Source organism: Thermus hydrothermalis (assembly GCF_022760925.1).
Taxonomy (GTDB): Bacteria; Deinococcota; Deinococci; order Deinococcales; family Thermaceae; genus Thermus; species Thermus hydrothermalis.
In genome coordinates this window covers 128,092-150,239 of record NZ_JAKTNT010000001.1, presented here as the reverse complement: position 1 = coordinate 150,239, position 22,148 = coordinate 128,092, and the positions used below count along the sequence as shown (strand labels likewise).

Genomic DNA, 22,148 nt, shown 5'->3' with positions numbered 1-22,148 from the left:
TGAAGGGATGAGGACAGGAAAGATAGCCGGCCTTTGGGTTCTGTTGGGGATTGGCCTAGCGCAGAGCACCACCATCACCTTCTACTACCCGGTGGGGGTGGCGGGCCCTCTGGCCCGCTTTATTGAAGGCTACGTCCGCGAGTTTGAGGCCAAGAACCCGGACATCAGGGTAAACACGGTTTTCGGGGGCAACTATGAGGAAAACCAGGCCAAGGTGGTGGCGGCCATAAAGGCGGGAAACCCACCGGATACGGCCATCTTGCTTTCGCAACAACTCTACACCCTCCTCTCGTTGGATGCCATAGAGCCCTTGGACGCCTACATCGCCAGGGACCCCGAGCTAAAGCAGGCGGTAAACGACTTCTTTCCCGCCTTCATGATGAACTCCACCCTGGATGGAAAGGTCTATAGCCTCCCCTTCCAGCGCTCCACGCCCATCCTCTACTACAACAAAGAGGCTTTCCGAGAAGCAGGGCTAGACCCGGAAAAACCCCCCGCCACCTGGGACGAGCTGGTGGAGTACGCCAAGCGCCTCACCAAGCGGGACGCCCAAGGGCGCATCGTACGCTACGGAGTAGCCATTCCCACCGAGGACCGTTCCACGTGGCTCCTTGAAGCCCTCACCATCCAAGCAGGGGGTCTGCTTTACGACCCCGCAGGAAAGGGGTGCAAGGTCCTGGTGGACACGGAACCGGTGCGTAAAGGGATGCAGTTCAAAGCCGATCTCGCCCGGAAGCACGGGGTAAGCCCCGAGGGGGTGGTGGCCTGGGGGACCACCCCGGGAGACTTCACCGCCGGCAAGGTGGCTATGATCTACCACTCCACGGGCTCCTTGGGCTTTATCCGAACCAACGCCCGCTTCCCCTTCGGCACCGCTTTCCTTCCCAAACTGGTGCGGTACGGGACCCCCACGGGCGGAGCCAACTTCTACCTCTTCAAGGGCTCCGATCCCAAGAAGCGGGAAGCCACCCTCCGATTTATCAAATTCATGACAAGCCCGGAACTCCAAGCACGGTGGGCTTTGGACTCGGGGTATGTGGCCGCCCGCCGTTCCAGTTGGAACCTCCCCATCATGCAGAGGTACCTCCAGGAGTGGCCCCAGGCCAAGACAGCTCGCGACCAACTGGCCTACGCCCGGGCTGAGCTTCCCGTCTACAACCTCCAGCAGGTCAAGGACATCATCGCGGAGGCGGAACAGGCGGTGGTCCTGGGCCGGAAGGACGTGCGGGAGGCCACGAAGGAGGCCCAAAGGCGGGTGGAGGAGGCCTTAAGGCCCTTCTGCCGCTGATCTTTAGGACAAAGGTTGGGGGGGCCCAGGCCCCCCTGACCAATTCCTGACACGGAGAACATAGGGTATAGGGGCCATGAAGGGGACCATACTCCTTGCCCTCTCGGCCCTCCTCTTTGGAGGCGCTTGGGCGCAAACCCTCACCCTCTACACCTCGGAGGTCCTGGCGGACGTCAACGCCCTGGTGGAAGCCTTCCGGGCCCGGAACCCTGGGGTCCAGGTGCGCATCTTCCGCTCAGGAACAGGCGAAGTGGTGGCCAAGGTGCGAACGGAGTTAGAGACGGGCAACCCTCAAGCGGACATCCTATGGTTTGCCAACGAGGCGTTCCTCAAGGAGCTGGCCGAGCGGAGGTTGTTGCGCCGGGTGCCTCCCTCGGTCCCGGGGTACCCGGTGCAGTACGCTCCTGGAGGTGGGCTCTACCACGAGGTACGCCTCCTCTACAACGTCATCGCTGTTAACACCCAACGCCTGACCACTCTCCCCCAAAGTTGGCGGGACCTCCTAAAACCCGCATACCGGGGCCTTATCGCCATGCCCGACCCTAATTTCTCAGGGGCTGCCCTAGCCACGGTGGGGACCCTCACCTCACGGTTCGGGCAACGCTTCTGGGAGAACCTGCGGGAGCAGGGTCTGGGCATTGAACAGTCCAACCCCGTTCTCCAGCAAAAGCTTGCCCGGGGAGAGTACGCTCTGGCCATCACCACAGACTTTGGGGTACGGCAAGAGGCGGCCAAGGGAGCTCCCCTGGTGGCCATCTACCCCCGGGATGGGGCCATCCTGGTGCCCACGCCCCTGGCCATCCCCATCTGGAGCCGCAACCCACAACTCGCCGAGCGCTTCCTACGCTTCCTCCTGTCGCCCGAAGCTCAGGCCATCTTCGCCGAAAGGGGCTACTACCCGGTCATGCCCCAAGCCCCCAAGCCTAAGGGTGCCCCGGAAAGGGTCGCGACCATTCGGGCTCAATTTGCCGACCAGGAAACCTTAGAGAGGTTCAACACCCTCTTCGGCCTCAGGAGGTAAAAGTGAGGATAATAGGCTATTTTCGCTTGTCTTTGGCCTTCCTCGCCTCACCGCTAGCCTGGGGCCAGGATGCCGGAACCCTAACCCTCTATGTCTCCGGAGCCCAACTGCCCGACGTTCAGGCCATCGTCAAAGGTTTTAATCAAATCTATCCCCAAGTGGAGGTGCGGGTATTTCGCTCGGGAGCAGGGGAAGTGGCGGCCAAAATCCGTGCCGAACTGGAAGCGGGCAATCCCCAACCGGACCTCATCTGGAGCGTTGGCACCGAGCTTTTCCATGAACTCCGGCAAAAGGGCCTTCTGCGGCGCGTCACCCCGACCTTTCCCTCTTTACCCCCCCAATACGTCTACGAGGGAGGCTACTATTATGAGGTACGGCTCCTCCACAACATCATCGCTGTGAACCCCAAAAGGGTCCCCACACCCCCTACCGCCTGGGCAGACTTAGCAAGGCCGGGCTACAAGAACCTTGTGGTCATGGCCGATCCCAATTTCTCCGGACCTGCCCTCGTAGAGCTAGGGTATCTAACGGAGCGCTATGGATTCTCCTTTTGGCAAAAGCTTAAGGAGAACGGCTTAGCCATAGAAGCCTCAAATCCGGTACTTCAACAGAAGCTAGCCCGAGGCGAATACGGGCTTGCCATCACCAACGATTACGGGGTCCGACAGCTCCTGGCGGAAGGGGCCCCCCTGACCCTCGTATATCCCAAAGATGGAGCGGTCTACGCCCCTACCCCCGTCGGCATACCCACGTGGAGCCGCAAACCAGACCTGGCAGAAAAATTTCTTCGCTTCCTTCTCTCCGAACGGGGCCAGCAAATCTTCTCCGAAAGGGGTTACTACCCCGTTATTCCCGGTTCTCCTCCGCCCAAAGGAAGCCCCCAACGCCTGGCCAGCGTGCGCGGGTCGGAGGCTAGCCGGGAGGTCCTAGAGCGCTTCAATGCCCTTTTTGGCCTGCGGAGATGACCCTACTCCGGCACCTCTATCCGCCCATCCCCTTCGCCCTCACCCTCCTCGTTGCCTCGCCCTTAATCGCCCTTCTCCCTAGAGGCCTGCCCCATCTCCTTCCCCCAAAGGACTTAGACGTGCTAATCCTTAGCTTGGGGCTCGCCGCCTCTGGAACCCTCCTGGCGCTTGGTTTGGGCCTCGCCCTGGCCTACCTGGCCCTAATGGGTGGCGTGAGCCGCTTCTGGGAGGGTGTGTTTCTCCTCTCCTACCTGGTCCCTCCGTTCGTCACCGGGATGGGCCTCCTCTTTACCCTCCAAGGGCTGGGACTAAAGGCGTATGGGGTGCCGGGCATCCTGCTCGCCTGGACCCTGCACTACACGCCCTTGGCCTACCTCCTCCTCAAGCCCCAGGTCCAAGCAGCCCTACCCCTGCTGCAAGCGGCCGGGGTCCACGGGGTGACGGGCTGGAGGCGCCTTTACGCCTTCCTACCCGCCCTCCTGCCCTCCCTCCTCGTGACGGGGGGTGCGCTCTACCTGGCCCTTCTCGGAAACTTCGGCGTGCCGGCAGTCCTAGGCTTGCCCGAGCGGGTCTACACCCTCCCCACCCTGGCCTACGCCCGCCTGACAAGCCCTTTAGCCCAGGACCCCATTGGCGAAGCCGCCGCCCTCGGGCTCTGGCTGGGGCTTTTAGCCCTTCCCGCGGTCTTCCTTTCCCGCCCACCTATCCTAGAGGCTCGCCAAGCCCTACCCGCGCAGAAACGGGGGAGCTTCCGCCTACTCTTCGCCTCCTACAGTCTCTTGGCCCTCGGCCTTGGCCTCCTTGGCCTACTCCGGGAAGCCCTCCTCAACCCCTACACCGGGGGCTGGGACCCCGCCTTCGCCCGCGCTTGGGAGCTCCCTCTTGTCCGCCAGGGGCTCCTCAACTCCGTCCTTTTGGCCCTGGTGGCCACAGGGGTACTCCTAGGCCTCGCCCTCCTCCTTCGCCCGTTTCCCAAGGCCACTCGGCCCCTGCGGGGAGCGTTGGACCTCGCCTATCTGATGCCGGGTACCCTCCTCGGTATCGGGCTCATCCTCGTCCTAGCCCCTACGCCCCTCTATGGTACCCCTGGCCTTCTCCTCCTGGCCTACCTTTGGAACTTCGCCAGTCTGGCCCTCCGGGCCGTGGAGGGAGGGGTAAAGGTGGAGGGGATGGTCCTCGCCGGCCGGATACACGGGCTCTCCCCAGCAAAGGCCTGGCTTCGGGTGGGGTACCCCCTTCTCCTCCCCTCCGCTTTCGCCGGGGCTTTCCTCATCTTTCCCTTGGCCTTCTCCGAGATTACCCTCTCCTCCCTTCTCTACGCCCCTGGGACAGAGACCGTAGGGGTGGCCGTCCTCTCCGCCCTCAATGGGGGGCTTTACCGGGAAGCAGCGAGCCTAGGGCTCATCCTCCTTGCCCTATCCGCCCTGGGCCTCTTGGGGAGGCCGAAATGGTGAGGCTTGAGGGGGTATGCAAGCGCTTCCCCACGGGCGGGGGCGTGGAAGGGGTGGACCTCGAGGTGCAGGAGGGGGAGGTGTTCGTACTCCTAGGGGCCTCGGGGAGCGGCAAGTCCACCCTCCTGAACCTGGTGGCAGGCCTCATCCCGCTGGACCGGGGCCGCGTGTGGATCGGGGGAAGGGATGTGACCCACCTGCCCCCGGAGCGGCGCCAACTGGCCTACGTGTTCCAGGACCAAGGGCTATGGCCCCACCTCACCGCCCTGGAGCACCTCCTCCTGGTGATGCCCAAGCCGGACCCTAAGGAGGCCCGGACCCTCCTGGAGCAGGTAGGCCTCTTGGAGCACGCCCATAAACGGCCCCACCAGCTCTCCGGAGGGCAACGGCAACGGGTGGCCCTGGCCCGGGCCCTCGCCCGCAAGCCCCGGGTCATCCTGCTGGACGAGCCCTACAGCGCCCTGGACCCGGTCCTTAGGGAGGGGTTGCGCCTCGAGGTCCGAACCCTCCTCAAGGAGATGGGAATAACCGCCATCCACGTCACCCACGATCCGGACGAGGCCATGCTCCTGGCCGACCGTGTAGGGGTGTTGGCCAGAGGCCGGCTCCTCCAGGTGGGCAGCCCCCAGGAGGTGTACCGCCACCCCAACTCCTTGGAGGCCTTCCTCGCCTTCGGACGGGCCAACCTCCTCGCCACCGAAGGGGGTGTCCTCGCCTTCCGCCACGAGTGGGTGCGCCCGGGTGGGGAGTGGGAGGGTGTGGTGCTGGAACGCCGGGATCTGCGAGGGGACGTCCTCTGCCGGGTGCGCCTGCCCGGGGGAGAGGCCTGGGTCCGCTGGGAGGGGAGCCCCGGAGAGCGGGTTAGGATAAGGATAGAGCCCCTCCTGTGCTTTTCCCCCACGACCCTTCCCCACCCGGCGGGCTAGGCAAGGAGGATTGGGGGTGTCCAATGAAAGGCCAAATCCTGAGGCAGAGGGCTTTCTTGGGCGAGTTGCTGGGCACCTTCCTCCTGGTGCTCCTCACGGTGGGGAGCGCCGCCAACGCCGTCCTCGAGCCCCGCCTGTCCCCAGGGGCCTACGGGTACGACGCCGTGGCCCTGGGCTCGGGGCTTGCGGTGCTGGTGGGCGTTTTGGCGAGCCGGGAGCTCTCCGGGGCCCACCTGAACCCCGCCGTGACCCTGGGATTGGCCCTGGGGGGTCTCTTCCCCTGGCGCCTCGTGCCCACCTACCTCCTGGCCCAGTTTCTGGGAGGCTTCCTGGGGGCTTTGGGAGCCTACCTGGCCTACCGGGATGGCCTTTTAGCCCGGGGCCTTCCCAACGTGTTTAGCACGGGGCCGGGCTTCCTCCGCACCGCCCCCGAGGCCCTCTACGGCTGGTCAGGGCCCATGGTGGCCGAGGTCCTCGGCACCTTTGCCCTCATGGCGGTGATCCTCTTTGCCGGACGGGACGGGCGCCTCCTCCCCCTCTGGCTCGCCCTCACCGTGGCGGCGGTGGGCTATGGGCTCGGGGGGCCTGGGGGCTTCGCCCTGAACCCCGCCCGGGACCTCTCCCCCAGGCTCCTCGCCTGGCTCCTTGGTGTGGAGGGGGCGGCGAGCCCTTACGCCTGGGTACCGGCCCTTGGCCCGGTCCTCGGGGCCTTCCTCGCCGTGGCGCTCCACCGCTACCACCGGGCGTAACGGATCCCTGCGGCGCTAGGCCCTGGCGGGGTTTTGGGAACAGGCCAAGTAGCTGGGCAGGACCTCCTCCAGGGGCGTCAGGGTGGGCAGGAGGTCCCTTAGCGGTTGGGCCAGGGGTGCGGTGTTCCCCCCTTTGAGCATGAGGTACTGGTCGCGGGTGATGGGGGCGAAGGGCAAGGGGGAAAGGAGGGGCACCAGGAGGTCCACGAGGGGCAAGGGGATGGGCAGAAAGGGCTTTTTACGGCCTACCGTGGCCATGACGAGCTCCAAAAGCTCCCGGAAGGTGTACTCCTTGGGCCCCACCAGGTCAAGGGTGCCCAAGACCTCCCCCTCGAGGGCCCGGGCAAAAGCCTCCGCCACGTCCCCCACGTACACGGGCCGGAAGGGGAAACGCCCATCCCCGATGAGGGGCACGAAGGGCAGGGGGGCGCACACGAGGCCCCGGAGGATCTTCCCGAAGAACTCGTCCCCCGGGCCGAAGATGAGGCTTGGGCGGAAGATGGTCCACTTGAGGCCGCTTTGGCGGACGAGCTCCTCCGCCTCCGCCTTGGTCTCGTAATAGCGGCTCCCCGTGCCCCGCCTGGCCCCCAGGGCGGACATGTGGAGAAGCCGCTCCACGCCGGCCTCGCGCATGGCGGTGAGGAGGTTTTTCACCCCCTCCACGTGCACCGCCCGAAAGGACTGGCCCCGTTCCCGGATGATGCCCGCCAGGTAGATGGCGGCCTCCGCCCCCTGGAGGTCCGGCACCTCCCGGGCGATATCCCCCGCCACGAAGACCGTCCCTTGGGGGAGATGGCGGGAAGACCGGGCGAGGACGATGGGGGTGTGCCCCCCCTCCAGGAGGCGGCGCACCACGTGCCGCCCCACGAAACCCGTGCCGCCGACAATAAAAACCCGCATTCTAGGCCGCTTCCAAGACCCCTTGGGCCTCCGCCTCGAGGGCCTCCAGGTCCAACAGGTAGACCTTGCGGTAAGCGGTGGCGATGAGCCCCTCCCGGCGCAGGTCAGAGAGGAGCTTGGACACCGACTCCCGGGTGGAGGCGGTGGCGTCGGCAATCTCCTCGTGGGAGACGGTCACGTAAAGCCCCCCCTCGTCCCGGAAGGAGGCGGGGGTGTCGGCGAGGAAGAGGAGGTAGCGGGCAATCCTGGCCCGTAGCTCCCCCGTCTGCAGGTGGGTTTCGTAGGCCAGGACCCGCCGCATCTGCCGCGCCAGGTTCCGGGCCACCTGGTGGAGGGCCTCGTGGTCCATAGCCCTAGGGTCAAACCCCTGCACCACCGCCTCCGTCATGGCCTCGGCAGCGTACCGGTGCCGCTTCCCCTCCAAGGCCTCCTCCCCGAAGTAGTCCCCGGGGAGCACGTGCCTGAGGGTCAGGGTGCGCCCATCGGGTAGGAGCTCCACGATGCGCACCAAGCCCGACTCCAACCGGTAAAGGGTGTGGGCGGGGTCCCCCGCCAGGTAGATGACCTGCTTGCGTCCAATCCGCTTCATGCTGCCTCCTCCCAAAACACCTGGGGGAGTCTCCCCAGGTCTTCCACATAAAGCGCGCCAAGCCGCCTGGCCTCCTCCGCCGTGGCCCCGACGCCCCCCAGGACCACCCGGGGGGCCAGGCCCCCCAAGGCCCCATCCGGTAGGGCCCTGAGGCTTTCGGCGAGAAGGGCGGAGAGCACCACCCCCCGGGCCCCCAGGCCCTGGGCCAGGGCCCTGAGGTCGGGTAGCGGGGTGTCGGGCCCCAGGTAGAGGGCGGGAAGCCCCTGGCGGCGGAGGTGATAGGCGGCCAGCATGGCCCCGATCTCGTGCCGCTCCCCGGGGGGCGTGGTGACCAGGATGGGGGCGCCCTTGGGGTGGCCCGTGAGGTCCAGAAGCTCCTGGAGCCGGGCCCGGAGGAAGGTGGAGGCCAGGTGTTCCTGGGCCACGGACACCTCCCCCCGGTGCCAGGCGTCCCCGATCTCCCGTAGGACCGGCAGGACCACCTCCCGCGCCGCGCCTTCTGGCCCCAAAAGGCGCACCGCCCGCCGGAACAGGGCCTCCGCCCCCGCAAGCTCGGCGGCGAGGAGGAGCCCTTTCATCTCCTCGGCCAGGGACTCCGGCCTGGTCTGCTCCGCAAGGACCCGGCGGATGGCTGCCTGCGGGGTAGCCCCTTCCTCCAGGAGGCGGCGGACGCGCTTTAGGGCCTCCACCTCCTCCTCCCGGTAGAGGCGGTGCCCCCCGGGGGTGCGCTCGGGCCGGGGAAAGCCGTAGCGGCGCTCCCATTGGCGGAGGACGTGGGCCGAAAGACCGGTGAGGGCCTCCACCTCGGCGATGGTGTACGCCCCGCTTCGGGTCATGCCCTTAGGGTAGCAGGGTGTCTAGGCTTTGTCAAGTTGTCGTCTAGGTTTGACAACAAAGCTGGGTTAAGCTTAGTCTCTTAAGTTAGGAGGTATGGCAATGAAGCTAAACGCCAGGCTATTGGTTTGGCTCTCTGCCGCACTCTTAGCTACGGGTGTAGCCCAACAGCCCCCTTCAAACAAAGCGGTCGTGGCGGGCCTAAACCTCACCCTGCAAGCATGTAATTTGAGTGGGGATGTTCTGACCTGCACCGTAGAGGTGCAGAACCCGCAGGACAAGACGATCACTCTTAGCATTAACGCCAACTCTGTCCAAGCTTTGACCGCTTCCGGGTGGCTCTACCTGGGGCAGGCCTCTGCCAGTTCGCTCAAGCTCGCCCCTAAAGGGAAGGCGACTTTGAAGCTCACCTTCCGGGGGGTGAATACTCCCTCCGCTCTGTTCGCCATGATCCAGGTGGGGGACGCTCGCTTCCGTGGAGTGGTGGTCCCTGGATCGCTTCAGCTAGCTGCGAAGGAAGGGTATTGTTTATTTTACCAGGGATGGTCGGACGGATTAGTTTGTCACCTAGCTCTCGCCAACGAAACAGATACGGATATCACACTACGGGTTGACCCTAGAGAGTCTTTCGTAATTAGCGATGTGGGAGCGAGGTACATGGGGACAAGAGTGGTCCTGGGACAAACATTATATGACTATAACGCTACGGTAGACCTTACTGTTCCGGCCCACACCACAACCCGCGTAGGCGTTATGTTCGTAGAAGGCGGCTTGTCAAAGCTTAGCTATCGCCCGGAACAAGTCCAGATGGTTCGCTTTAAGGTAAGTGGAGGATTTTTGGAACTTCGGAACGTGCCTGTTCGCTACTGCGGCACAGACGCCAACGAAGCATGTACTAGCCTTCAACCCTTCTAGCTCTTTGCCAAATACCCAACCAGTTGAGCTCCCGGTGGTCATCCACCGGGATAAGTTTTTCAAAACCCACGAGGCAGATCGGAGACAGGGAACCCGCTATTTCCATTAGCGCCTTTTAGCCCTATTTTCTTCTCGCCAAACAAGAGCTTGGCTTTCATCGTAGCAAAGAAACAATACAAGGGTGAGCAAGCATGGAGACTGGCCCTCTCCCCAAGTTCCGCCCAAACCTTACTCCCTAAAGTGTGGCAGGGACAAACGTCCTGTCCTTCTTGTAAACTAAGGTAAGGTTTCGTATGGAACCCGATTGGAAACGCCTAGCGAGCCTCGTCCGCATCCACTCCTCCACCTTCTATTTGGGAAGCCTCCTCTTTCCCCCGGTGGAGCGGAAGGGGGCCTGGGCCGTCTACGCCGCCTGCCGCCTGGGGGACGAGGCGGTGGACGGCCCCGGGGGCGGGTGGGAGGCCCTTTCCGCCTGGTGGGATGGGGTGGAGCGGGCCTACGAGGGGAGGCCCCGGAGGGACTGGGAGGTGGGCCTCGCCTGGGCCCTGGAGCGCTGGCCCATACCCTTTGAAGCTTTCCGCCATATGAAGGAGGGCTTTCTCACCGACCTGGGCCCCGTGCGCCTGAAAACGGAGGCGGAGCTCCTCCGCTACTGCTACCAGGTGGGGGGCACCGTGGGGCGGATGATCCTGGCGGTGGCGGGAGGGGAAAGGGCCGAAGAGGAGGCCATCGCCCTAGGGCAGGCTATGCAGCTCACCAACATCCTCCGGGACGTGGGGGAGGACCTCGCAAGGAACCGGGTCTACCTGCCCGAAGACCTTCTCGCCCGGTATGGGGTGCGGGTGGAGGACCTCCACGCCGGTAGGGCCACCCCAGGCTACCGGGCCCTCATGGCCTACCTCGAGGCCCAGGCCCGCGCCCTCTACCGGGAGGGCCTAAAGGGCATCCCCCGGCTCCGGGTGGGCAAAGCGGCCATCGCCCTCGCCGCCCTGCAGTACCAGGGAATTTTGGATAAACTCAGGCTCATGGGTTACGAGAACCTGGCCAGGCGGGCCCACCTGAAGCCCTGGGAAAGGCTTTGGCTCATCCCCCAGGCCTACCGCCTGGCCCGCATGGCGGAGTGATGCGCCTCGTCTGGCACCGGGCGGACCTCCGCCTGCACGACCACCCGGCCCTCCTGAAGGCCCTGGAGGAAGGCCCCGTGGTGGGCCTCGTGGTCCTGGACCCCAACAACCTCAAGACCACCCCTCGGCGCCGGGCCTGGTTTCTGGAAAACGTCCGGGCCCTGCGGGAGGCCTACCGGAGGCGGGGCGGGGCGCTTTGGGTCCTGGAAGGCCCCCCTTGGGAGAGGGTGCCCGAGGCGGCGAGGGCGCTCCGGGCGCAGGCGGTCTACGCCCTAAAGAGCTACACCCCCTACGGCCGCCACCGGGACGAGCGGGTGCGGGAGGCCTTAGGCGTTCCCCTTCACCTCCTCCCCGCTCCCCACCTCATCCCCCCCGACCTTCCCCGGGGTTACCGGGTCTACACCCCCTTCCGGCGGCACTTCCAAGGGGTGGGCCTTCCCCTGCCCGCCCCCGAGGCCCTGCCAAAGGCCCCGGAGGAGGGGGACCTCCCCAGGGAAACCCCCAACGTGCCCCTTCCCGAGCCCGGGGAAGAGGCGGCCCTTGGCCGGCTCCAGGCCTTCTTGGAGGAAAAGCTTCCCCGCTACGCCGAGGAGCGGGACCGGCTGGACGGGGAAGGAGGCTCGAGGCTCTCCCCCTACTTCACCCTGGGGGTCCTCTCCCCCCGCCTCGCCGCCTGGGAGGCCCTAAGGCGGGGGGGAAGGGGGGCGGAGAAGTGGGTGGACGAGCTCCTTTGGCGGGACTTCTCCTACCACCTCCTCTACCACTTCCCCGAGATGCGGGAAAGGGCCCTAGACTCCCGGTGGGAGGCCCTCCCCTGGAACGAGGACGAGGCGCTCTTTGCCGCCTGGCTAGAGGGACGGACGGGCGTCCCCCTGGTGGACGCCGCCATGCGGGAACTCAGGGCCACGGGCTTCCTCTCCAATCGGGCCCGGATGTGCGTGGCCCAGTTTGCCGTGAAGTACCTCCTCCTCCCCTGGCGGAAGGCGGAGGCCGCCTTCAAGGCCCTCCTCCTGGACGGGGACACGGCCCAAAACCTCCAGGGCTGGCAGTGGGCCGGGGGGCTTGGGGTGGACGCCGCCCCCTACTTCCGGGTCTTCAACCTGGTGGAACAGGGAAAGCGGCACGACCCCGAGGGGGCTTGGCTCCGCCGCTTCGCCCCCGAGTACGCCTCCTACGAGCCCAAGGACCCCGTGGTGGACCTTGTGGCGGCCAGGCGCCGCTACCTCTCCTTGGCCCAGGCCTTGGCGAAAGGGTAGCCCAGGCGGGAGAAGGCCCCCCTTCCCCGGGTATTCTCTAACCATGACCGCCACCTTGGACCTGAAGGAGGCCCTCCCCGACCTAAGGCGCCTCCGGGACGACCCCCTGGAAACCCTCCTCGCCTGGGGGGAGCGGCACCCCCGCCTAAGGCTTCCCCTCCCCGGCATGCCCCTCCACCTGGTCTTTGACCCCGAGGGGGTAGAGGCGGTCCTCCTGGGCCTGGAGAGCAAGGCCACCTTCCAGTACCGGGAGCTCGCCCGCCTCACGGGGCAGGGCCTCCTCGCGGACTTCGGCCCTTCCTGGAAGGAGGCCCGGAAAACCCTGAAAGACCCCTTCCTCCCCAGGGCGGTCCGGGCCTACGCCCCCCTCTTTCAGGAGGAGGCGGAAGCCTTCTTCGCCCGCTGGCGGCCGGGGGAGATGCGGGACCTGGCCCGGGAGATGCTATCCCTCTCCCTGCGCCTTCTGGGAAGGGCCCTTTGGGATAGGCCCCTGCCGGAAACCCTGGCGGAGGCCGCCCTGCGGGCCCTGGAGCGGGTGGTGGCCAGGATGCGAAACCCCTTTACCCGGCTTAACCTCCTGGTGGAAGGGGCCTTCCTCCGGCACAAGCGGGCCCTGGAGCGGGAGGCGGAAGGGCTCATCCAACACCCTCCCCTCGCCCGCCTGCCCCGGGAGAGGGCCCTGGCGGAGGCCAAGACCCTCCTCATCGCCGGGCACGAGACCACGGCCAGCGCCCTCACCTGGGCCCTCTACCTCCTCTCGCAACACCCCTCGGACCAGGCCCGGGTGGCGGAGGACCCCGCCTTTGCCCTCTCCGCCTTCCAGGAGGCCCTTAGGCTCTACCCCCCCGCCTGGGTCCTCACCCGCAAGGCGGAAGCTCCCTTAGACCTCTTGGGGGAAAGGGTGGAGGCGGGGACCACGGTGGTCCTCTCCCCCTACGTGACCCACCGCCTCCACTTCCCCGAGGGGGAAGCCTTCCGGCCTGGCCGCTTCCTGGAAACCCCAGGCACCCCAAGCGGCCGCTACTTCCCCTTTGGCTTTGGGCAAAGGCTCTGCCTGGGGCGGGACTTCGCCCTCCTGGAGGGGGAGGTGACGCTAGGGGTCTTCTTCCGCCGCTTCCGCCTAGGCCCCCTTCCCAAGCCCCGGGTCCACGCCGGGGTGACCCTCTGGCCCGAGGGAGGGCTTCCCGCCCGCCTGGAGGCGGCATGACCTACCTGGAGTTCCACCTGGTCTTCATCCTGCCCCCCCTCCTCCTTCTCCTCCTTGGGGCGAGGCCCAGGCCGCCCAGGCTATGGGCCTACCTCCTCCTGCCCGCAATCGCCCTCCTCTACACCACCCCTTGGGACAACTACCTGGTCTGGCGGGGGGTGTGGGGCTACCCCGAGGGGCGGGTCCTCCTTCGGATCGGGTACGTGCCCCTCGAGGAGTACCTCTTCTTCGTCCTCCAGCCCCTCCTCACCGGGGCCTTCCTCCTCCGGGTGGCCGGGCCTCCCCCACCCCCGGGGCCGGGGGTCTTCCGGGTAGTAGGGGGCGGGGCCTTTCTCCTCCTTACGGCCCTCGGCGTCCTCCTCCTCGCCCTTGGGGGGAAGGCCCTGTACCTAGGCCTCATCCTGGCCTACTTCGCCCCCGTCTTCCTCCTGCAGTGGGCCTTTGGGGGGGACCTCCTCTTCGGGTGGCGGCGGGCCCTCCTCCTTGGGGTGGGCCTCCCCACCCTCTACCTTTGGCTCGCCGACCTCTACGCCATCCGGGCCGGCATCTGGTGGATCGCCCCCGAGTACACCCTGGGGCCCAAGGCCTTCGGCCTCCCCTTGGAGGAGATGGTCTTCTTCCTCGCCACCAACCTGGCGGTGGTGCAGGGCCTCCTCCTGGCCTGGCACCCCGAGGCCCTGAGGCGCCTACGGTGATGGACCCCGAGCGCCCCTTCGCCCGGCTCCTCAAGGCCTTCGTGGAAGGCTTCCTCCTCCTGAGCCTCAAGGGAAGCCTCCGGGGGGTGTACCTGAAGGGGCACCTCCCCGAGGAGCCCCTGGTCCTGGCCATGAACCACCACAGCTTCTTTGACGGGCACCTGGTCTGGCTCCTGGGAAGGCTTGGGGGGAGGCCCACAAGCCTCCTGGTGGCGGAGGAGAACCTGAAGGCCTTCCCTGTTCTGGCCCTGGCGGGGGCCCTTCCGGCGGGCCGGGTGCGGGAGGCCCTAAGGCGGCTTGGGCAGGGGGCGTGGGTGGGGGTCTTCCCCGAGGGGGCCCTGCGCTATCCCGGGCCCCTGGGCCCCTTGCGCCCAGGGGCCGCATGGCTTGCCCGGAAGGCGGGGGTGCGGCTCCTCCCCGTGGCCGCCCGGGTGGCCTTGAGGGGGTTTGAGCACCCCGAGGCCTTCCTCCTCGTGGGAAGCCCCTTGCCCCCGGAAGGGGACCTCCCAGGGGCCTTGGGCGGGCTTTTGGCGGAGCTGGACGGGATCCTGGCCAGTACGCACCCCCGGGCGGTGCCGGAGGGCTTCCGGGAGGTCTTGAGGGGGAGAAGGAGCCTGGAGGAGCGGGTGCGCCCCCTGGTGGAGGCCCTAAGGCGATGACGGGGGACTTCTTCTTCGGGGTCTTCCTCTTCCTCCTCCTGAGGTGGCTTGCCCTCGTCTACAACCTCCTTGCCTTCCCCAGGCTTTCCCCCAGGCCCACCCCCAAAAGGCCCACCGCCTCCCTCCTGGTCCCGGCCCGGAACGAGGCGGAAAACCTAAGGCGCACCCTCCCCGCCCTCCTCCGGCAGGGGGCCCTCGAGGTCCTGGTCTTGGACGACGGCTCCGAGGACGGCACGGCGGAGGTGGCCCTGGCCCTAGCCGGGGACCGCCTGGGCTTCCGCCTCCTCCAGGGGGAGCCCCCGCCCCCGGGCTGGACGGGGAAGAACTGGGCCTGCTGGCAACTGGCCCAGGCGGCGCGGGGGGAGGTCCTGGTCTTCACCGATGCCGACGTGCGCTGGGAGGAAGGAGCCCTGGGGGGGCTCCTCGCCGCCCTCGAGGGGCGGGAGGCGGTCTCGGCCCTGCCCCGGCAGGAGGCCGGGCAAAACCCCCTAGTCCTCGCCACGGTACCCTTCGTCATGGGGGGGCTCTTCTCCTTCCTGCCCCACCCCGGGCTCGAGGCCCTGCGGGTGGCGAACGGCCAGGTCCTGGCCTTCCGCCGGGAGGCCTACTTCGCCCTTGGGGGGCATGAAGGGGTGCGGGCCGAGGTCCTGGAGGACGTGGCCCTGGCCCGGAGGGCGAGGCGCTACGGGCTCTTCCTGGGGGTGGAGCTCTTCTCCGCCCGGATGTACCGGGGCTACGGGGAGGTGGTGGCGGGGTTTGGCAAGAACTTCCTGGAAATCCACCTGAAAAACCCCGCCATCCTCCTCGGGTCCTGGTTCTACCACCTGGCCCTTTACACCCTTCCCTGGGCCTTTGGGCGCATTGAGCTTGGCCTTTTAGGGCTTCTGGAAAGGACCCTGGTCCAGGCGGCCACCAAGGGCCCCCTCCTCGCCGCCCTCCTCGCCCCCCTGGCCCCCCTCCTCCTCCTCCCCGCCTACCTCCGGGCTCTCCTGCCGGGGAAGCGGTGGAAGGGGCGGGTCTTGCCCTAGGAGGAGGGGATAAAGGGCGGCAAGGCAACCCCATCGGGCGGCGTGAGGGGTTCACCGCCCAGAAATACCGCTTCCTGCTACCATGGAGCCATGGCAGTCATCGCGCGGATCTCCTCCAAGGGCCAGGCCACGATACCCAAAACCCTGCGGCAGGCCTTGGGCCTAAAACCAGGGGATCTGCTCCTTATGGAGCTGGAAGCGGACGGCTCTCTTCGTCTACGCAAGCTTTCTCCTTCGGACCTGGCTTACCTCAGGTCCCTGGAGGCCACCCTTAGCGAGTGGGCTAGCCCCGAGGACGAGGAAGCCTATCGTGACCTTTGAACGCTACACGGTGGTCCGGGTCCCCTTCCCGTTTACCGATCAGAGAAGGGCCAAACATCGGCCGGCTTTGGTGCTGTCCCAACCTGGATGGTTCCAAACGCCTCGGTCATGGCGATGATCACCAGCAAGCGCCACGCCCCATGGCCCCTAGACTGGCCCATCCAAGACCTAGAAGCGGCGGGCTTGCCGGTTCCCTCGGTGGTCCGCTTTAAGCTCTTCACCCTGGACCACGGCCTGGTGCGGGGCGCTCTAGGCAAGCTGGCCCCGGAGGATGCCCTCCAGGTGGAGCTACGCCTACGCCGTCTCCTTGGCCTGTAGCCCGCCCCGCAATCCTCCCCTTCCCATGGGGTAAGCTCCTCCCATGCGCGCCGTGGTTATCGGTAGCGGGGTGGGGGGTCTGGCCTGCGCCATCCGCCTCGCCGCCATGGGTCTAGAGGTGCTCGTCCTGGAAAAGCTGGACGGTCCTGGAGGCCGGGCCCGGGTGCACCGGGCGGAGGGCTTCACCTTTGACATGGGGCCCACGGTGATCACCGTGCCCCCTTTCCTGGAGGACCTCTTCGCCACGGGCCCCGGCAACCCCCGCCTCTACCCCGATTTCCCCGAGGAGGAGGGCCTTAAGGCCACGGAGCGCTACGTGAAGCTCGCCCCCCTGGACCCTTTTTACCGCATCCACTTCCCCGACGGGACCCACTTTGACTACAAGGACGACCGGGAGCACCTCCTCTCGGAGATCCGGCGCCTGGCCCCCGAGGACCTCGAGGGCTACCTCCGCTTTGAGCGGGACGCCAAGGCCATCTTCCAGAGGGGCTTCCTGGAGCTCGGCTTCACCCACTTTGGAAGCCTCCTGGACCTCCTCCGGGTGGCCCCGGACCTCCTCCGGTTGGACGCCGTGCGTCCCCTCTTCTCCTTCGTCAAGAAGTACTTCCGAAACCCCAAGATGCGGCGGGTCTTCTCCTTTGAGAGCCTCCTCATCGGGGGAAACCCCCTCTCGGTGCCCGCCATCTACGCCATGATCCACTTCGTGGAGCGCACCTGGGGGGTGCACTTCGCCCTGGGGGGGACAGGGGCCCTGGTGCGAGGGATGGTGCGGAAGCTGGAGGAGCTCGGGGGTAGGGTCCGCTACCAAGCCCCCGTGCGCCGCATCCTCACCCGGAAGGGGCGGGCGGTGGGGGTGGTCCTCGAGGGCGGCGAAAGGATAGACGCCGACCTCGTGGTGTCCAACGCCGACTACGTGCACACCTACGGCGAACTCTTAGCCCCCGAGGATCGGCGCCTCCACGGGGACTGGCGGCTAAAGCGCACCCGGCTCTCCATGAGCCTCTTCGTGGCCTACTTCGGCTTCCGGGCGAGGGGGGACGAAGGGGAAAAGCTCAGGCACCACAACGTCCTCCTCAGCGAGCGCTACGAGGGCCTTCTCAAGGACATCTTTCTCCGCAAGGTGCTCCCCGAGGACTTCGCCCACTACCTCCACCTCCCCACCCTCACCGACCCCTCCCTGGCCCCCCCAGGCCACCACGCCGCCTACACCCTGGTGCCCGTCCCCCACAACGGGAGCGGCCTGGACTGGCGGGAACTGGGCCCGAGCTACTTGGAAAAGACCCTGCGCTACCTGGACGAGGAGGGCTTCCTCCCCGGGCTCATGGACCGGCTGGTCTACACCCACTTCGTCACCCCAGACTACTTCCAGTGGACCCTGAATAGCCACCTGGGGAACGCCTTCGGCCCCGAGCCCGTGCTCTGGCAGACGGCGAGCTTTAGGCCCCATAACCGCTCGGAGGACGTGAGGGGGCTCTACTTGGTGGGCCAGAGCTACCAGCCCGGGGCCGGCCTGCCCAGCGTCCTCATGTCCGCCAAGATGACGGCAAGGCTCATCGCCCACGACCTGGGGCTGGAAAGGGCCCCTAAAGGCCTCCTGGAGGCCCGGGTGTGAGCACCCTGGAGAGGAAGCGGAAGCACCTCCAGGCCTGCCTGGAGGGGGACGTGGCCTTCCAAAAGACCACCACGGGCCTAGAGCGCTTCCGCCTCCGCTACCAGGCCCTGGCGGGGCTCGCCCTCTCCGAGGTGGACCTCACCACCCCCTTCCTGGGCAAGGTCTTGCAGGCTCCCTTCCTCATCGGGGCCATGACCGGGGGGGAGGAAAACGGGGAGAGGATCAACCTGGCCCTGGCGGAGGCGGCGGAGGCCCTGGGGGTGGGCATGATGCTGGGCTCGGGGCGCATCCTCCTGGAAAGGCCCGAGGCCCTGCCCAGCTTCCGCGTGCGCCGGGTAGCCCCCAAGGTCCTCCTCATCGCCAACCTGGGCCTGGCGCAACTCCGCCGCTACGGGCGGGACGACCTCATCCGCCTCGTGGAGCTCCTCGAGGCGGACGCCCTGGCCCTCCACGTCAACCCCCTCCAAGAGGCGGTGCAGAGGGGGGACACGGACTTTAGCGGCCTCCTGGACCGCCTAGCCGGCCTCCTCCCCCTTCCCTTCCCCGTCCTCATCAAGGAGGTGGGGCACGGCCTTTCCCGGGAGGCGGCCCTGGCCCTAAGGGGCCTCCCCCTGGCGGCGGTGGACGTGGCGGGGGCCGGGGGGACGAGCTGGGCCCGGGTGGAGGAGTGGGTGCGCTTCGGCGAGGTGCGCCACCCCGAGCTCTGCGAGATCGGCATCCCCACGGCCCAGGCCATCCTGGAGGTCCGGGAGGTCCTGCCGGATATTCCCCTCATCGCCTCGGGCGGGGTCTACACCGGGACGGACGCCGTGAAGGCCTTGGCTTTGGGGGCGGACCTGGTGGCGGTCGCTAGGCCCCTCCTGAGGCCTGCCCTCGAGGGCAAGGAGGCGGTGGCGCGCTGGATTGGGGACTACCTGGGCGAGATGCGCATGGCCCTCTTCGCCATCGGGGCGAGGCGGCCTGGGGAAGCCAAGGGTCGGATAGCTACCCTCTAGGAGCATCCCCAAAAGGGCGGGGAGGTTTCTTCCCCCCTTTCACAAGTCTTTCACATGGACCCCCTACCCTGCCGTACGGGGGTGGTATATGCGGCGACCCTGGATCTGGCTCGGTTTCCTGGCCCTCCTGATAGCCCTCGCTCAGGCCCTCAGCCTGGACCTGCGGCCCTACATGGTACGGGTAGTGGAAGGCAAGGAGGTCTACGAGGAAAACCCCGTGGCCGTCAAACCCGGGGACGTCCTGGAGTGGCGCTTGGCGGCGGAGAACCGCTCCCAAGGCCCTTTGCGCCAGGTGGCCCTGGTCATCCCTGTCCCCAAGGAGACCTACTACCTGGACGGGAGCGCCAGGCCCCTCGCCCTGAACGGGTCCACCATCCGCCCGGAGTTCAGCTTTGACGGGGGCAAGACCTTCGGCTTCCCACCCCTGAAGAAGCGGGTCCGGGTGGTGGAAAACGGCAAGGAGGTGGAAAAGGAGGTGGAAGTGAGGCCAGAAGAGTACACGCACGTGCGGTGGCTCCTACCCGAGCTACCCAAAGGCGCAAAGGTTCAGGTGTCCATGCGCACCGCGGTCAAGTGAAGGAGGTTTAACGATGATAAGAGGACGCTATCTTGTGGCTACCCTGCTCATGGCCCTGGGCCTTGCCTTGGCCATGACCCCCGCCGGGACGGCCATCACCAACCAGGCCTCGGCCAGCTATGTGGACTCGGCGGGCCAGCCCAGGACCACCACGTCCAACCTGGTCACCACCATCGTCCAGCAGGTTTACGCCTTCACCATTACCCCAAACGGGGCTAACGAAGGAACTCCGGGCCAAACCCGCTCCAACCTGCCCGGAGGCCAGGTGCTCTTCCAGTACACGGTCACCAACAACGGCAACGGCACCGACACCATCAGCCTGATCACGGTCCAGGGGACGCAGGACAACTTTGACCTGCAAAACGTCCGCATCTACCTGGACGCCAACTGCAACGGCAACGTGGATGCGGGCGAAGTCCAGGTGACGAGCGTCACCCTGGCCATGGGCGCCCAGGCCTGCGTGATCGTGGCAGCCACCATTCCCACCACAGCCCAAAACGGGCAGTACGGCAACCTCAACCTGACCGGGCAGTCCCAGGGGAACACCAACGTCACGGACGCGGACAACTGGGCCCGGGCCTCAGCCACCACCGCCGCCGCCCTCACCGCCTTCAAGAGCGCCTCGCCCTCCGGCAACGTGGCCCCCGGCGCCACCATCACCTACACCATCTCCGGCGCCAACACCGGCGGTAGCGCCGCATACGGCGTGAGCGTCACGGTGGACGGCCAGGCCAGGACGGGCATCCTGGTGGAGGACACCATCCCCAATGGCCTCACTGTGAGCGCCATGCCCACAGGCACCGCTGGGGCGGGCACAGTGCGCTACGTCTACTACAACGGCACCGCTTGGGTCACGCTCACCAACTCCCTCCTCCCCATCACGGGAGATGGCACCAAGAAAATCGGCATGCTCCTTGAGGACACCGGCGCCTTCTTCCCGCAAGGGGCCCAGTACAGCTTCAGCTTCGCCGCCCAGGTGCCGTCCAACGCTCCGGCGGGTGCCAGCTACGCCAACAGCGCCACCGTCCGGTTCAACGATGGAACCCAGGACCGGAGCGTGACCACCAACACCACCACCAACACCGTAGCGGCCCAGTACCAGCCCTTGGTAGGGTACCCTGGCAACGTCACCTTGGGCAACGAAACCCAGGTGGTGCCGAGCGCCTACGCTGGGCAAACGGTGACCTTCACCAACGTGGTGCGAAACAACGGCAACGCTCCAGATAGCTTCGCGCTGACGCTTCAAAACTCCACTTTCCCCACGGGCACCGCGTGCCAACTCTACGCCGCAGACGGCACTACTCCTATCTCTGGACCCGTGGGGCCCTTGGCGCCCAACGCCGACCTCAACGTGGTGGTTAAGTGCCAGCTTCCCGCTGGGTACTACGAAAACCCGGCCGACGGCGCCACCACCACCTATAAGGTGGAGCTCAAGGCCACAAGCGTCAACGACCCCAGCAAATCCGACATCACCACGGATCGGGTGACCGATATCCTCCCTGGCTACGCCGTGGACTTGGCTGCCAAGGGGTACAGCGGGGATAACAACGCCAACAACGACAACCCCGCCGCCCAAACCGCCGACCCCGAGCAGACCGTGTACTTCCCCCTGGAGGTGTACAACGCAGGGGCTAACCCCGACGTTTACAACCTCACAGCCGCAGTTCCCCAGGGGTGGAGCGTGGTCTTCTACCCCGACCCGGACTGCAACGGCACGCCCGATGGGGCGCCCATCACGAACACCAACCTGCTGAACCCTGGAGCTAAGCAGTGCGTGGTGGCCGCCGTAACGGTGCCCGCCGGGACTGCGCCTGGCGCCAACTCCGTGTCCTTCACCGCCACGAGCACCACCCTGTCGGGAGTGTCGGATACCGTCGCCAGCCAGGTGAACGTCAACCTGGTAGCCCAGGTCAGCCTGGACCCCGACCGCTCCGGCACCGTCACGAGCCCAGGCACCATCGTCTACACCCACACCCTCCTCAACAACTCCAACGCCCCCGCCTACTGCGACATCTCCGGTAGCGGCGGCGCCTACGGCTGGACCTACCAGTACTCCACCGACGGCACCACCTGGTACGGCGGCCTGGCAGACGTGTACGTGGGGCCGAACGACGGCACGGCGACCATTTACGTGCGCGTCACGGTGCCGGCGGGCGAGCCCGTGGGCCGGGTGGACGTGAAGACGGTCAGGGCCAACTGCGACGTCACCACCGGCACGCCCGACAACGCCTACGAGGCCACGGACACCGCCACCGAAACCACCACCATCGTGGGCGGGGAGCTCAGGCTCAACAAGTCCGTGGACAAGGCGGACGCCGTCCCGGGCGAGACCCTCACCTACACCATCAGGGCCGAGAACATCGGCACCGGGAACCTCAAAAAGGTGATCATCTCCGACCCCATCCCCGCCTACACCACCTTCCAGAGCGTCTCGGCGACCATCTCCGGCTTTAGCGGCGCCGTGCTCTACTCCACGGACGGCACCACCTGGAGCCAGACGGCACCCACCAGCGTGCCCACCGGCGGTACCGTCTACGTGGGGGTGGACACGAACGGGGACGGCGACATCACCGACGCCGACGTCATGCCCCCAGGGGCCCAAATCACCATCACCCTGGTGGTGAAGGTGCAGTAGGCCCATCCCCCCGCCCCGGGGTTTCCCGGGGCGGGGCCCCCTTATGGGGCGCCGACAAAAGGAGAAAGCCTTTTGAGAAGGGA

Annotated in this window: 21 protein-coding genes; 18 read left to right on the top strand and 3 right to left on the bottom strand. The window is 66.7% G+C overall.

Going from position 1 to position 22,148, the window contains the following annotated elements:
• Window positions 1–7 precede the first annotated feature (7 nt).
• The 6 genes from L0C60_RS00750 to L0C60_RS00725 all read left to right on the top strand — a co-directional run bounded on the left by L0C60_RS00750 (window position 8) and on the right by L0C60_RS00725 (window position 6,400).
• The gene (locus L0C60_RS00750) at window positions 8–1,288 is read left to right on the top strand and encodes an ABC transporter substrate-binding protein (RefSeq protein WP_243092385.1); all 1,281 of its coding nucleotides are present in this window, start codon (window positions 8–10) and stop codon (window positions 1,286–1,288) included.
• Between the two features lie 76 nt (window positions 1,289–1,364).
• Window positions 1,365–2,309: an ABC transporter substrate-binding protein gene (locus L0C60_RS00745; RefSeq protein ID WP_234507872.1), complete on the top strand. Its 945-nt coding sequence runs from the start codon at window positions 1,365–1,367 to the stop codon at window positions 2,307–2,309.
• Between the two features lie 2 nt (window positions 2,310–2,311).
• Complete coding sequence (locus L0C60_RS00740; protein WP_234507870.1) at window positions 2,312–3,274, top strand: extracellular solute-binding protein; 963 nt, start codon at window positions 2,312–2,314, stop codon at window positions 3,272–3,274.
• Window positions 3,271–4,728, top strand: coding sequence for an ABC transporter permease family protein (locus L0C60_RS00735; RefSeq protein WP_234507868.1), 1,458 nt, complete (start codon window positions 3,271–3,273; stop codon window positions 4,726–4,728). Before L0C60_RS00740 ends, L0C60_RS00735 begins: the two co-directional genes overlap by 4 nt.
• A complete protein-coding gene (locus L0C60_RS00730) occupies window positions 4,722–5,651 on the top strand; it encodes an ABC transporter ATP-binding protein (RefSeq protein ID WP_234507865.1) in 930 nt (309 codons plus the stop codon). The genes L0C60_RS00735 and L0C60_RS00730 overlap by 7 nt, the downstream gene beginning before the upstream one ends.
• 56 nt (window positions 5,652–5,707) lie before the next feature.
• The gene (locus L0C60_RS00725; protein WP_243092384.1) at window positions 5,708–6,400 is read left to right on the top strand and encodes an MIP/aquaporin family protein; all 693 of its coding nucleotides are present in this window, start codon (window positions 5,708–5,710) and stop codon (window positions 6,398–6,400) included.
• Between the two features lie 15 nt (window positions 6,401–6,415).
• On the opposite strand, the gene L0C60_RS00720 is transcribed toward L0C60_RS00725, so the two are convergent.
• Genes L0C60_RS00720 through carH form a run of 3 tightly spaced genes read right to left on the bottom strand, consistent with a single transcriptional unit; the run spans window position 6,416 to window position 8,725 of the window.
• Window positions 6,416–7,300: a complex I NDUFA9 subunit family protein gene (locus L0C60_RS00720; RefSeq protein WP_234507861.1), complete on the bottom strand. Its 885-nt coding sequence runs from the start codon at window positions 7,298–7,300 to the stop codon at window positions 6,416–6,418.
• Window position 7,301: 1 nt separating this feature from the next.
• Entirely contained in the window at window positions 7,302–7,889 is a 588-nt protein-coding gene (ldrP, locus tag L0C60_RS00715; protein WP_234507857.1) for a transcriptional regulator LdrP, read from the bottom strand.
• Window positions 7,886–8,725 carry an HTH-type transcriptional repressor CarH gene (gene carH, locus L0C60_RS00710; RefSeq protein WP_234507855.1) on the bottom strand — a complete coding sequence of 280 codons (840 nt, stop codon included), beginning with the start codon at window positions 8,723–8,725 and terminating at the stop codon, window positions 7,886–7,888. Before carH ends, ldrP begins: the two co-directional genes overlap by 4 nt.
• A gap of 1,206 nt (window positions 8,726–9,931) precedes the next feature.
• Between carH and L0C60_RS00705 the strand changes: the two genes are divergently transcribed.
• The 12 genes from L0C60_RS00705 (at window position 9,932) to L0C60_RS00650 (ending at window position 22,065) form a co-directional block, all read left to right on the top strand.
• Complete coding sequence (locus L0C60_RS00705; RefSeq protein WP_234507854.1) at window positions 9,932–10,762, top strand: phytoene/squalene synthase family protein; 831 nt, start codon at window positions 9,932–9,934, stop codon at window positions 10,760–10,762.
• Window positions 10,762–12,018 (top strand): deoxyribodipyrimidine photo-lyase, encoded by a 1,257-nt coding sequence (phr, locus tag L0C60_RS00700; protein ID WP_234507851.1) that lies wholly within the window; start codon window positions 10,762–10,764, stop codon window positions 12,016–12,018. The genes L0C60_RS00705 and phr overlap by 1 nt, the downstream gene beginning before the upstream one ends.
• Window positions 12,019–12,061: 43 nt before the next feature.
• Window positions 12,062–13,225 carry a cytochrome P450 gene (locus L0C60_RS00695; protein ID WP_234507850.1) on the top strand — a complete coding sequence of 388 codons (1,164 nt, stop codon included), beginning with the start codon at window positions 12,062–12,064 and terminating at the stop codon, window positions 13,223–13,225.
• Complete coding sequence (locus L0C60_RS00690) at window positions 13,222–13,920, top strand: lycopene cyclase domain-containing protein (protein ID WP_234507848.1); 699 nt, start codon at window positions 13,222–13,224, stop codon at window positions 13,918–13,920. The genes L0C60_RS00695 and L0C60_RS00690 overlap by 4 nt, the downstream gene beginning before the upstream one ends.
• Window positions 13,920–14,579: a lysophospholipid acyltransferase family protein gene (locus L0C60_RS00685; protein WP_234507846.1), complete on the top strand. Its 660-nt coding sequence runs from the start codon at window positions 13,920–13,922 to the stop codon at window positions 14,577–14,579. The genes L0C60_RS00690 and L0C60_RS00685 overlap by 1 nt, the downstream gene beginning before the upstream one ends.
• The gene (locus L0C60_RS00680) at window positions 14,576–15,607 is read left to right on the top strand and encodes a glycosyltransferase family 2 protein (RefSeq protein WP_234507844.1); all 1,032 of its coding nucleotides are present in this window, start codon (window positions 14,576–14,578) and stop codon (window positions 15,605–15,607) included. The genes L0C60_RS00685 and L0C60_RS00680 overlap by 4 nt, the downstream gene beginning before the upstream one ends.
• 90 nt (window positions 15,608–15,697) lie before the next feature.
• A complete protein-coding gene (locus L0C60_RS00675) occupies window positions 15,698–15,928 on the top strand; it encodes an AbrB/MazE/SpoVT family DNA-binding domain-containing protein (RefSeq protein WP_234507842.1) in 231 nt (76 codons plus the stop codon).
• An 87-nt stretch (window positions 15,929–16,015) separates the two neighbouring features.
• Window positions 16,016–16,246, top strand: coding sequence for a type II toxin-antitoxin system PemK/MazF family toxin (locus tag L0C60_RS00670; RefSeq protein WP_234507840.1), 231 nt, complete (start codon window positions 16,016–16,018; stop codon window positions 16,244–16,246).
• A gap of 43 nt (window positions 16,247–16,289) precedes the next feature.
• Window positions 16,290–17,858 carry a phytoene desaturase family protein gene (crtI, locus tag L0C60_RS00665; protein WP_234507838.1) on the top strand — a complete coding sequence of 523 codons (1,569 nt, stop codon included), beginning with the start codon at window positions 16,290–16,292 and terminating at the stop codon, window positions 17,856–17,858.
• Window positions 17,855–18,853 (top strand): type 2 isopentenyl-diphosphate Delta-isomerase, encoded by a 999-nt coding sequence (fni, locus tag L0C60_RS00660; RefSeq protein ID WP_234507836.1) that lies wholly within the window; start codon window positions 17,855–17,857, stop codon window positions 18,851–18,853. The genes crtI and fni overlap by 4 nt, the downstream gene beginning before the upstream one ends.
• Before the next feature lie 88 nt (window positions 18,854–18,941).
• The gene (locus tag L0C60_RS00655; protein WP_234507834.1) at window positions 18,942–19,430 is read left to right on the top strand and encodes a hypothetical protein; all 489 of its coding nucleotides are present in this window, start codon (window positions 18,942–18,944) and stop codon (window positions 19,428–19,430) included.
• A 13-nt stretch (window positions 19,431–19,443) separates the two neighbouring features.
• Entirely contained in the window at window positions 19,444–22,065 is a 2,622-nt protein-coding gene (locus L0C60_RS00650) for a hypothetical protein (RefSeq protein ID WP_423247972.1), read from the top strand.
• Window positions 22,066–22,148: the final 83 nt, after the last annotated feature.